Below are 11,700 nucleotides of genomic sequence, written 5' to 3' on the forward strand. Positions count from 1 at the left end.
CTGGCTAAAACAAATTATACTAATAAAATGATGTTTTCTTATTTATAAATTGATTTCTTAGAGGTAATCTGACGTAAATCACCTACTAATAATAGAAATAAAATGACTTTTCAATTAGTTATAATTTGACGTTCAACACTAATTCAGTAATTTTATATCCTTCTCTCATTTACTCACCTACTATATCCCTTCAAAGCCCAATTCAGCCAAATATTTATTTATTTTTTCTTCAGTTTCAAAGCTTTTCTCTTTTAATTCCCTAATTTCTTCAATTACTGCTTCAATATCAATTTCAATTTCTTCTTCACTCATATCTACATATCTGCTTATATTTAAGTTATAGTCATTTTCTTTAATAGTAGAAATGCTTACTACCGCAGCATATTTTTCAACATCTTTATATTCATCATAAACCTTAACTATGTTATCTATATCTTCGTCTCTTAATCTATTTTTATTACCATCCTTAACAAACTCTTGACTACTATCTATAAATAAGACCTTCTCTTTTCTATCAATTGGCTTATTCTTATTGATTATTAAAATAGCTGCCGGAATACTTGTTCCATAAAATATATTTGAAGGTAAACCAATAACCGCCTCAATTAAATCATCTTTTAAGAACCCTTCTCTTATCTTTCCTTCAGCACCACTTCTAAACAAAACCCCATGAGGAACTACAGACGCCATTTTACCCTTTGCATTCAAACTTGCTACCATATGAGAAACAAATGCTAAATCTCCGTAGGACTTTGGTGGTATTCCATATGGAAATCTGTGGTACTGGTCAGCTTGAGCTTCTTCTAAACCCCAATTACTCAAGGAGAACGGGGGATTTGCAAGGACTTTATCAAATGTTTTTAAAGCCCCACCTTCTGTATGCATTGGTGTTCTAATTGTGTCGCCCTTCTTAATATCTGCTCCTGTTGCATTATGAAATAGCATATTCATCTTACAAATCGCCCAAGTAGAAAGGTTTATTTCTTGTCCATAAAGTGATATATTTTTAGAATTTCCATTATGCTCTTTTATATATTTTATAGATTGGATCAACATACCGCCAGATCCAGAAGTAGGATCATATATTCTATCCCCTTCTTGCGGTTTAAGAACATTAACCATAATATTCACTATTTGAGTAGGAGTATAAAACTCACCACCCTTCTTTCCACCTTCATCAGCGAATGTTTTTATTAAATATTGATAGGCGTCTCCTAATATGTCATTGCTTTCAAGGTTAGAATCTGCCAAACATATATCATCTAAAAGAAGTAACAGTTGCGATAGTTTCTTATCGGGCACACGTTCTTTATCATTATAGTTAGCTGTTGTAAGGACTCCAATTAACTCTGAATTTTTAGGTTCATCTTCGAGACTTTTAAAGGCCTTATCAAGTTCTGGTCCTATATTTAAATTTAGATTCTTTAATTTTTCCCATCTCGCCTGTTCTGGAACATAAAAAGTCTCATAGATTGAGGGGTCCTCAAGTATAATGTTGACTTCTTCTACTTCCATCCCTTGCTCTATAAAATCATTCTTTCTATCTTCTCTTTGTTCGTCAAATTCGTCATTTAATCTTTTTAAAAAAAGTAGTCCAAATATGTAATCCTTGTATTGTGAAGCGTCCAACTCCCCCCTTAAAATGTCAGCCGCTGAAAACAGCGTCGATTCTAATTTCTGTAATGTTAGTTTTTCCATTTGTATGCTCCTCTTAATCTGTATTTTCCTATACTTTTAATATTCTATTATTTTAAATAATAACCTTTTTAAATAGATAATTTTTCAACTATTTCACCTTAATTATAGCATTAATTGGTTCAGAACAATAACTAAAGTGCCACTATTGAATGTATATATGCTTTAAATATAAAATAACCCGAATAGGATTAATAAATAATCTATCCGGGTTAAAATCCAACTATATTATAATACTTCTAGTGCCTTTTCTTTTATGCTATTTATCAACTTTTCAAGCTCATAATTTAATACCAAATCTTGTTTATCTATGGAAGATGTTAATTTATCGTAATTGTTCTTCATATAATATTCTTTAAGCTTCAAAATTTCTTTTTTTATTTTACATAAATCAAAATACTTCACCACAATAGGTTTCATATTCTGTTCAAACTTTTTATTTGGTATCAATTGAGGTATATCTATATCAAATAACAATTGTTGATATTTTGTTTTTTTTCCTCCAATTTTTATTCTATTTATTGGAATATCTTTATACTTCTTTATTAATTCAAAACTATTATTATAATCCTCTTCAGACAGCATATATTTATTTCCTATCTTATAGTAATTAATTATACCCTTTTCGCAGTATCTTAATAAAGACCGGTGATCCAAGTTAAAATTCTTCACATACATATTCAAAGGATATAATTTGGGAACTTCAGTTAGTGTTTCATCAATTATCCTAACATAAATATTAAAAATATTAAAAATATCTTCGCTATTAAACTCTTCGGAAACATCAGTCTCTTTAACAACTCTTTTATTTTCTGGCACCACATTCAAAAACTTTTCCCATGCCTCTATATATTCATTACCACCTATTAATCCATCTATGATTTGATAATTTGTCACTCCAGTTCCCGTAAAATGATTTTGGCTTAAATATAATAACAAGCTTTCTTTCTCGATAAATTTATTGTTTTTGTATATTACAGATTTTATTACACCAGTTGAACTAGCTATTACATCTAAATGTTTTTTAGAAATATTCAGCATATCAACTACAATATTGCGAGAAATATATTTGCTGTAGTCCATAACATCAGTTAATTTAGTCTGAACGCCAGTATTGCTAAATTTGTTTATTAATGAATCCCTCAATTCAAGCCTCTTTACTCTTTGTTCCTCATTTTCAGTTATTTTAATTCCATTCTCATACACTGGAATATATAATAAGTATTTATGATATTGACTTCTACGACAAACGCTGAATTTTTTTAAGTTTTCATCATATTTTATTATATTTCCTATCGCCAATTCTAAAATTTCACTATATTGCTTTCCACTCATATGTGGAATTTTATTTATCAAATCATTTTTAAGCACTATTTTAGCTGACATTTTAAATTCCTCCTATTATTTTCTTTTCCAACACAATAAATCTACACCGCTTAAACTAACTAACTTTTGTAATAAAGTTTCCATGTCTGAAATACTTTTACTGTCGTATTCCATCCATTGAATTACCATATTATCTCGGTTCAAGTAAGTAATGTACTTATTAATCTCACTATCATTTCTCTTACATCCATAGTACCCCTCTAATCTGTTTTTCAAGTGCATTGTTTGTCCTATTTTTATCATTTTATTATTTTCATATATCACATATATACCAGAGTTATTTGGCACATTATATGTAACATCAGATAAGCTTATTGTATTGAGTTTAATTCCAAATTGAAAAAAATTAATATCCTCTATATTTTTGTTTGTCATTTTTTTCTACCCCTTTCCATCCTCATTTAATATAAAACTAATTATATAAACTATATTTTTCTCTGAAATCTCCTATGTTTAAGGTAGTTATCAATACTGGAATTTCATCTAAACTAACAATTTTAGCACTGAATAAAGCTAAAGCTCCACATATAAGGCTGTAATATCCATTACCTATATCCCTAACAACAACAGGCCTACTAATATTGCCTGTTTTAGCTATCTTCTTTAAACCTCCGTTATATGCCATTGTTTTGCAATTCAAATGAATACTTTCAGTAACTATAATTTTATTGACAGGTACCATAATTGTATTTACCTTATTATCAGCATACAATTTTATTAATGTATCCTGTTTCTCTATTAACTTACTACTTTCTATAATATTCTTAATTGATTTATCGATTAATTCTTCATTAATATGAAAGTTAGACAGTTCCGACATCTCCACAACACTTAAAGCTTCTTCCACATGCTCCTGCATTAAAATATGACGTTCGTAACTTTCAATAGGTTCACTTTTTATTGCAAAAGCAGCAAATTTGTCTACAATCACATTGTTAATGTCTTTCTTATTAACTTTTTTAAATCTAACACATCCTTTTGCGAAAGTATCAAACAAATTAATAAGTTTTAAAGTCACACTTTGATTTTCATTAATCTTTGGTATTCTTTCTGAATTACTAAATCTTTTTTTAATTTTCTTATATCCGTGACAATTAAAAATTTTAATAATGGACAATAAATCAATTCTTAATTCAATAAAATATTCTTGTCCATTTAATACTGGTATTATTTTTTCATTAAAAAAATTCAAGCCTTCACTTACCGCTGCTACTTCACTTTGATAGCTACCATTAGATTTCGATTTTCCATATAGAATTATTGATCCTTTATCATCTTCAGTATTAATAATTTTTACTCCAAATCCACCCTTATTATTTCTATAGTTTCCATCAGTATAAATTATAAACTTTGCCATGTTCATTCCTCTCTATGCTTAATTATTTTTATTGTTCTTGCAACTCTCTTTTCTCTTTTTATATACCCATCTTCTTCTAATTTTTTTAGATAAATATGAATAGTAGAAATCGAATTACTACCATTGATCAGTTCATGCAATTCTCTAATAGTTGGCGTATATCCCCTATCCGTCTGGAACTTTACAATTGCCTCTAATATTCTTTTTTCTTTTTCATTAAGCACGTTCTACCTCCGTTTATGTTCTTACTTGTTTTCTAAAATGTTTAATAGGTAATTTTAGTTAAATAATTAAAGACAACAAAAAAACTATCTACCTCCTTTGTACTATCGAAAGATTTAACCAAATGTTACCGCCACGGCATACTTACACCTAAAGCTCTACATTGGTTTGCTAAAATTATTTTAGCAGTATCTTTTCCCGATAGTTTTTGGATAATAAATAGTTTATAAATAGTTTTGGGAATTTATAAAATATGAAATTTTGAGAAATATAAAAAATATTATATACCTTTATATATATAATAAAACATATGTTCGATTAAAGCAACATCTAAATTCACTTTTAAATTCTTTTTAATACTTAACAAATTATATTATCATTAATCTATGTATTCATTGATAATAGCACAATTACCAATACCCTCATTTTTCCATATGACCTATGTCCTGCATAAGGCGGTCTCCTTATTACTAGGCTCTACAAATATATTAGATTTACGGATCTCCGGAAGTTCACTGCAAATTTTTTCGAAATACTCTTCATTGGTAACTACATAAATATTCTCATTACTAACTAAACATTTTATTCTATCCACAGTGCTTCTTAAAAAGCTCTTATTATTAATAATATTTAAAAACTGTTTAGGGTTTTGCGCACGAGATAGAGGGTAAAGTCTTGTTCCTTTTCCACCTGCTAATATTAGTACATATAGCAAAAAATACCACCCCAACTTATTACTCATTTCATTTTATGAGCCAGTAGTCCATGTTGTGAGAACAATTTTTAATAAATGCTAGATTACAATAGTTTATTTGCATAATTTAATAGATTTTTAACCAATCTATATAGTGAAAATCAATTTTGTTTTCACCCAGGCTTTTTTAAAATATATTATGAAAGGAAGGATTAGATAATGTCACTTAAAAATACACCTTACCCTTTTGACGGTATGCCTGATGAAGATTACTATGGAGAGCTAGGGACATTGTCCGATAACATAGGACACTTTGAACGTCATGATATCAAACCCACCAATAAAGTAACTGACCCTAATGATACATCCGAAAGAAATCCTAAAGACACCTTTAGTGAGTTTTAATATTCCTACTTATAGAAGTTGGAGACTTTCCTTCTGAAATGTCGTTAAACTTAAACTAAAAAGTGTGTAAAATGAAAATATATATTTTCATTTTACACACTTTTATTTAGGGATATTTATTTTAAATCCAAATTAATACTCTCTTCATTAAAAGGCGAAACAAATTCCAAACTATCTGTTGTGGTTTTGCCTCCACTTCTTTTTAGTAATTCAAATACATCATATTCTTTAAGTTTATACTCCTTTAAGACAGAGTTTGCATCCCTTTTACAAGGAAGACGATGTGAAAATGAAGTAAATAATTCTTCTCTAAAATACTCTACATCTAATCTTGGGAACTGCGGTAATGGAGAAAATCCATACTCCTTGGCTTTTCTTACACCCTCAGCATCATATTTAAAATAATATTTTTCACCATTCCTACACAATTCACCTACTTTAAAACATTCCTCTTGTTCGTTTCTCCATATCATCCATATTATATTCTCCACTTCGCTAGCCATCCCTCTCATCTATATTAAAATTTCTATATTATTATTATACTAACTATATAAAAAATATCAAACCAGAAAAACTGCACAAGGTCAAATTTTCTTGTACTATCATGTCGTACTATAGAATTTCAACAAATATATTGTCTATCTAATTACATTTTTGTTTATTTTTTGTTTTAATTTTTCCATAACTTCACTTGGATTTCTATAAAATTCACTGGCGCGTATTTTATGAAATTCCCATCCCATTCTTTCAAGACACATTTGCATTTCATACTGCTTTTGCCAATTGTAATCTTCATCCGCAGGCATCCCAATACATTTTACTGCTATTTTTTTATATTGACCACTCCTCTGCTGTTCTAAACATAAATCTGTTTCTACAACAAAATCTATTGTGTATTTCCCTACTTTTACCTTTGGTGTAAGCTTAAATCCGCTTTCTTTTATACTGCTCGCTATACGCTCTTCAAAATCATTTAATAGTAAATATTCATCAGATTTAGTTTCTTCCCTTAGTTCATTTCCCTCTAGACAATATTTAAGCAAGGAGTACCTAACACATTTATTATTAAGGTCTTCTAAGTCTACAGAATGAAATAGCCACATTTGATTTCTTGCACGACTGGTAGCTACATTAAATCTTCTTATATCAGATCCCTTTGTTAGGGCCGTAAATTTAGCATTGTTTGCTATGACCATGGAGAGGAACATTACATCTCTCTCATCCCCTTGAAAGGAATAAGCATCCCCACATATAAGTCTTCTTTGTAGCATTTCCTCCATTCCAAGCTTTTCTACTAAGGAGGCTTGTATAAATTCCGATTGAGTGTCTCCTAAAAGTGATATAACTCCCATCGTCATTCCCTTATACCTATCATTACTACAGCACTCTATTATCTTCTCTACAATACACTCTGCCTCACATACGTTTAACGCCTTATTTTCATCCTTACAGCCTTCTATAACTTTATATGGCACTATAAATTGTCCAACTTTTTCAGCAGCATCAATTCTTCTTAAAGGAATTATTTCATTAGAATAACATAATGCATTACTAAATCCAATTATCTCTGGCACACATCTAAAGTGTTCCTTTAATAATACCCTACTTGGAAACACCCTTAAAGCCGTATTGTATAAACTTGTTTTTAAATCAAACCACTGCGCATGTGGGATACCTTCTAAATACGTTTCTATCAAAGTTTCTACAACCACATGGTCTTTTCCAATAGCTTCGGGACTTATTTGCTTTTCATCGCCTACTATTATTGCTTTTTTAGCCCTCATTAATACTGTTATAGCTGATACGTCACTTTGACTGCTTTCATCCACAATTACTACATCAAACAGATTATCTGTAAGCTTTAAATTTTCCATGACTCTATTGATTGGCATAATCCATACAGGAATAACGTCCTTGCAATTCTCCATCTCTTTTTGTGCGATTTTTCTATACTTTACTGCCTGGGTGCCTGTACCTTTTCCTATCCTCTTTATGGCTTCCATCCAAGTGAATAAGCTTCTCTTCTGAACCTCAGTAGTTCGTTCTATTTGGTTAAGCCAACTTTTTTTAGAAACAAGTTCTCTTATTATATATTTTTCTTTGATTTTTTGATGTGCTATATTCTTCTCTAATTCTTCTACATCCACTTGTTGTAATTCGCACAAATAATCATTCCATTTTTTCCACTGCCATGTTTTTTCCCAATTTAAATTTTGTAACTCTATCATGAGTGTTTCTTCACGGTTTATCATACTTTGGAATAATATAGGACAACATCCTTCTATCTTTTTGCTTAATTCTGTTAACTCTAAAACCATGGGTACTAACTGAGTTAAACTATCTATCTCCATATAAGCAGCTCGAATATCACTTATGCTTCTTGTATTTATAGCATTGTGCAGTTTCCCGAGGCATCCTACGCTGCTTGTGCTTGTCTTTATTTCTTCTATTTCACCACTTAATTTATTATACCTATTTATACTGCTTAAACTCTCAAACCCATTTTTAAGATAAACGTATGTTTCCTTTTGGTACCAAGATAAATTTTCAGTTAAATATTTATCTGGCAGAAAATTAATTATGTTATTCCTAAAGTCATTGTCCCACTCCATGATGATTTCAATATTTCTAATCTCTTTCGCCACTTCCGTTATATAGTTTAAATTTGATTCATCTATAAACACTCCACCATATTCTTTTACTGTATTGTTCCAAAGACTCTTAAGTTCTCTTTGCAATAGTTGCAATTTTATAAATAAATCTACAACCACTATTTGTTCACTATTATTTATAAGTTCATAATCCACCGTGCATCCTTCAAATATATATTTAAGTTTCCCATGAAGAAACTTAAACACACCTCCTATTTTACCCTTTTCAAGGATTGTTTTTGCTATAACATCAAAGTCATTTTTAAATATGTTTAAATCAACATCCTTTGGTATTTCAAGTTTATGATTATTTAGTTCGCACTTAATTTCACCTATATTTTTTATATATTCATTACATTTAGAAGCTAACTTTTTCCAAGGTGCTTGCGCCTGGGTACTAGAATAATAATTTTTCATAACCTCATTTAGCCAGTTATCTTCGAATCCTTCTAGTGTTTCTATGGCATCATCTACAAATTTTAGTAACCTTCTATTTCCGTAATTTATAGAACTTGTATTATTCCAATTTTTTATATTATTCTCATAAATATGTAGCTCCTGTTCTAATTTAAATAATTTTGATATTCTATCACACAAATCATTTACATTAGGCAGAACTGCCACGCACCTATCTATGTTGTTTATTTCATCCATTTGATCTTTTTTGATTAGATCAAGCAACGAAACTAACTTTTTAAAGTCTTCATTGCACAATGGATTCGCCCTATTAAATTCCACCTTGTCAACTATAAAGTGATGAGCCTCTTCATTATTTTTAACAAAGCTAGCCATTTGCATTAAGGTATATTTTTGACCCTCGTATTCTACCTTCTCATTTTCTCTATCTTCAATGCATTTTATTTCCTTATATAAATTTTCTTGTACCTTTAGGCCCTCACTATGTTTATATTTTAAGAGTTTGATTTCCTTTCGTAACTCTTTAGTATCCATAGATAAATTTTCTGTTATTTTCCTAACAGACTCGTCCAATTCTTCTAATGATTTTTTATCATTACCTAGTATGCTAATACATAGTGCCCTAACTTCTTCAGGTATTTTATCAGATAAAACCCTTAATGCTTTGTCTGTTTGGCTTGTCACAAGTACCCTTTTCCCATGAGCCAAAAGATGACATATTAGATTAGCTATAGAATGGCTTTTACCAGTACCTGGTGGCCCCTGTACAACTATACCAAAGTTTTCAGCCAGTTTCTTAGTTATTTCCATTTGTTCTTCATTTGCAGGAAGTGGAAACAGCACATCTTGTCCTACTTCCTTCCACTCCTCAATAGTCTGAATATCTTGTACTAATTCTTCCTCAGAGACTAGTGCCTCTATAGTTTTAGGAATAGGAAATCCACTTCTTATTTGAGATAATACATCATTTAACTCCATATTCCAAAGTCTTGTATCTACCTTTCGAAGGATTATGCAAGGTGCATTGTAAAATTGTATATTGGTATCAATTTTTAAATCAACCTGGCAGGATACTTCATTGATGTAACCCCCCTCTATTGGAGATTTCAAAAGTGCAGCTATCTCTTCAAAAATTTTTGAAGCGGTTTCAATATTTCTAACATCCAAGGCCATGTTTTTCGCTTTATTTCGAAGTGTTAATAAATTATCTAAGTTTACCTCTAGATATTCATTTAAAAACTCAAGTTCCACATTAGTTTGGTTATTATATGGATTTAGAGTAAATATTTTTTTAATTGAATCAAATTTTATTTCCATCTTAGTTGTAAAGATAGGGTGAACTATTTCTTTCCCTTCCTTTCGCCAAGTTAAAAGGCCATTTGCCCAAACCATCTCTAAATCCTCACTATTTTTTTCTAATTGTAAATATGTTTTCTGAAACTCACTATATAACTTTTCTGCACTATCATCTATGCTGAACCAGTAATCCTTATTTTCATCATTATTAAAAGTACACCCGCAAATATTTTGAAGCGTCTTTTGCCAATATACTTTTTCATATTCATTAATATTTCTTATAGTCTTTTGGTTCATATTTTTAATACTTAATAAATATGAAAATATTTTCTCTACTTTACTATTTATATTCAAACCTTTACTACCTCCAACTTATAATATAATATATATATTATTTCTCTGCAGATAATGTAAAAAGTCTTATTAAACCACAATGGGTTTTAACAAGACTTTTTATTATTTACAGGAATCTCTCTCCACTATTCCATAGGGTAACACAAAATGTTTCTCATCAACCGTTAAATTATTTATAGATTTTATAAGCATTCTCATACTTACAGAGCCCATGTCATACATTGGTTGAGATACTGTTGTAAGTTTAGGATAGAATATTGAAGCTGAATAAATATCATCAAAACCCATGACATCTACATCGCACGGTACATTAATTGATCTATCTCTTAATGCATTTATTACTCCCATAGCAATTTCATCACTAACACAGAATACTGCGTCTACCTTTACACCCTTATCTAATATAGCATTAATTCCTACGTATCCATCTCTAGCCTTACCTCCACCACAATAAACTAGATCTTGATTAAATTTTATTTCCAGTTCCTCTAATGCTTTTTTGTAGCCTATGTATCTTCTAGATTGTGCATTGATTTTTTCTGTAGTGGTTCCTATATATGCAATATTTTTGTTACCCTTATTTGCTAAATATTTCACTCCATCACTTGCTGCCATTACATTGTCAATTGAGACACTAGGGAATATACCATCAGTATCTGTAGTTTCTACAAGAACTATTGGCATTTCTAGGTCCTTAATTAAACTTACAACATTATTTTCTATGGAATTACTCATATATATAACTCCATCTATCATTTTCTCTTTAAGTATTCTTAGAGCTTCCATTTCCTTTTCTACATCTAAATCTGCATTACAAAGCATAATATTATAATTATAAATATTAGCTACATCCTCACAACCCCTAACGATTTCAGGATAAAATTGGTTGGATATATCCGGTATAATAATACCTATTGTGCTAGATTTTTGTGTTTTTAAGCTTCTCGCAACTATATTAGGTCTATATGATAATTTTTTTATAGCGTCTCTTACTTTTTTCTTAGTATCTTCATTTACAACATCAATGTTATTTAAAACCCTTGATACTGTTGCAATAGAAACTCCCGCTTCTCTTGCAACATCTTTTATTGAAGCAGCCATATTTCTCAACTCCTAGTATTTTCTTATCTTATCATTATACTTATAAAAACTAATTTTTTCAAGTTATAATTTATCTTAACTTTTTAGTATAATTATAATGTTTCCCCAAAAAAACTTTTTTA

Annotated in this window: 9 protein-coding genes and 1 pseudogene; 1 reads left to right on the forward strand and 9 read right to left on the reverse strand. The window is 29.9% G+C overall.

All coding sequences use genetic code 11. The features are described 5' to 3' along the window. Nucleotides 1-180: 180 nt before the first annotated feature. The 6 genes and pseudogenes from JJD95_RS05065 to JJD95_RS05090 all read right to left on the reverse strand — a co-directional run. Entirely contained in the window at nucleotides 181-1,698 is a 1,518-nt protein-coding gene (locus JJD95_RS05065; protein ID WP_291641002.1) for a type I restriction-modification system subunit M, read from the reverse strand. Nucleotides 1,699-1,923: 225 nt separating this feature from the next. Then, nucleotides 1,924-3,081, reverse strand: coding sequence for a hypothetical protein (locus JJD95_RS05070; RefSeq protein ID WP_291641004.1), 1,158 nt, complete (start codon nucleotides 3,079-3,081; stop codon nucleotides 1,924-1,926). Nucleotides 3,082-3,096: 15 nt separating this feature from the next. After that, nucleotides 3,097-3,456, reverse strand: coding sequence for a hypothetical protein (locus JJD95_RS05075; RefSeq protein WP_291641006.1), 360 nt, complete (start codon nucleotides 3,454-3,456; stop codon nucleotides 3,097-3,099). Nucleotides 3,457-3,493: 37 nt separating this feature from the next. Then, nucleotides 3,494-4,438: a hypothetical protein gene (locus JJD95_RS05080; RefSeq protein ID WP_291641008.1), complete on the reverse strand. Its 945-nt coding sequence runs from the start codon at nucleotides 4,436-4,438 to the stop codon at nucleotides 3,494-3,496. A gap of 2 nt (nucleotides 4,439-4,440) precedes the next feature. Continuing rightward, nucleotides 4,441-4,662 (reverse strand): transcriptional regulator, encoded by a 222-nt coding sequence (locus JJD95_RS05085; protein WP_291641010.1) that lies wholly within the window; start codon nucleotides 4,660-4,662, stop codon nucleotides 4,441-4,443. A 446-nt stretch (nucleotides 4,663-5,108) separates the two neighbouring features. After that, nucleotides 5,109-5,375: pseudogene (locus JJD95_RS05090) on the reverse strand (sugar phosphate nucleotidyltransferase); the annotation flags it as partial. 198 nt (nucleotides 5,376-5,573) lie between these two features. On the opposite strand from JJD95_RS05090, the gene JJD95_RS05095 reads away from it, so the two are divergent. Then, nucleotides 5,574-5,759 (forward strand): hypothetical protein, encoded by a 186-nt coding sequence (locus JJD95_RS05095; RefSeq protein ID WP_291641012.1) that lies wholly within the window; start codon nucleotides 5,574-5,576, stop codon nucleotides 5,757-5,759. A gap of 116 nt (nucleotides 5,760-5,875) precedes the next feature. Here the strand turns inward: JJD95_RS05095 and JJD95_RS05100 are convergent, their stop codons facing one another. The 3 genes from JJD95_RS05100 to JJD95_RS05110 all read right to left on the reverse strand — a co-directional run bounded on the left by JJD95_RS05100 (nucleotide 5,876) and on the right by JJD95_RS05110 (nucleotide 11,578). Next, entirely contained in the window at nucleotides 5,876-6,262 is a 387-nt protein-coding gene (locus JJD95_RS05100) for a HipA N-terminal domain-containing protein (RefSeq protein WP_291641014.1), read from the reverse strand. 135 nt (nucleotides 6,263-6,397) lie between these two features. Further along, nucleotides 6,398-10,477, reverse strand: a complete 4,080-nt coding sequence (locus JJD95_RS05105) for an AAA domain-containing protein (protein WP_291641016.1) — start codon at nucleotides 10,475-10,477, stop codon at nucleotides 6,398-6,400. A 102-nt stretch (nucleotides 10,478-10,579) separates the two neighbouring features. Continuing rightward, complete coding sequence (locus JJD95_RS05110) at nucleotides 10,580-11,578, reverse strand: LacI family DNA-binding transcriptional regulator (RefSeq protein ID WP_291641019.1); 999 nt, start codon at nucleotides 11,576-11,578, stop codon at nucleotides 10,580-10,582. Between the last annotated feature and the right edge of the window lie 122 nt (nucleotides 11,579-11,700).

Origin of the sequence: Clostridium sp. (genome assembly GCF_016650035.1) — a bacterium.
Lineage (GTDB): Bacteria > Bacillota > Clostridia > Clostridiales > Clostridiaceae > Clostridium_AD.

Bases quoted from the DNA above. Each gene is read 5' to 3' on its own strand.
- JJD95_RS05065 (WP_291641002.1), bottom strand. From the start codon at position 1,698: ATGGAAAAACTAACATTACAGAAATTAGAATCGACGCTGTTTTCAGCG.
- JJD95_RS05070 (WP_291641004.1), bottom strand. From the start codon at position 3,081: ATGTCAGCTAAAATAGTGCTTAAAAATGATTTGATAAATAAAATTCCA.
- JJD95_RS05075 (WP_291641006.1), bottom strand. From the start codon at position 3,456: ATGACAAACAAAAATATAGAGGATATTAATTTTTTTCAATTTGGAATT.
- JJD95_RS05080 (WP_291641008.1), bottom strand. From the start codon at position 4,438: ATGGCAAAGTTTATAATTTATACTGATGGAAACTATAGAAATAATAAG.
- JJD95_RS05095 (WP_291641012.1), top strand. From the start codon at position 5,574: ATGTCACTTAAAAATACACCTTACCCTTTTGACGGTATGCCTGATGAA.
- JJD95_RS05100 (WP_291641014.1), bottom strand. From the start codon at position 6,262: ATGGCTAGCGAAGTGGAGAATATAATATGGATGATATGGAGAAACGAA.
- JJD95_RS05110 (WP_291641019.1), bottom strand. From the start codon at position 11,578: ATGGCTGCTTCAATAAAAGATGTTGCAAGAGAAGCGGGAGTTTCTATT.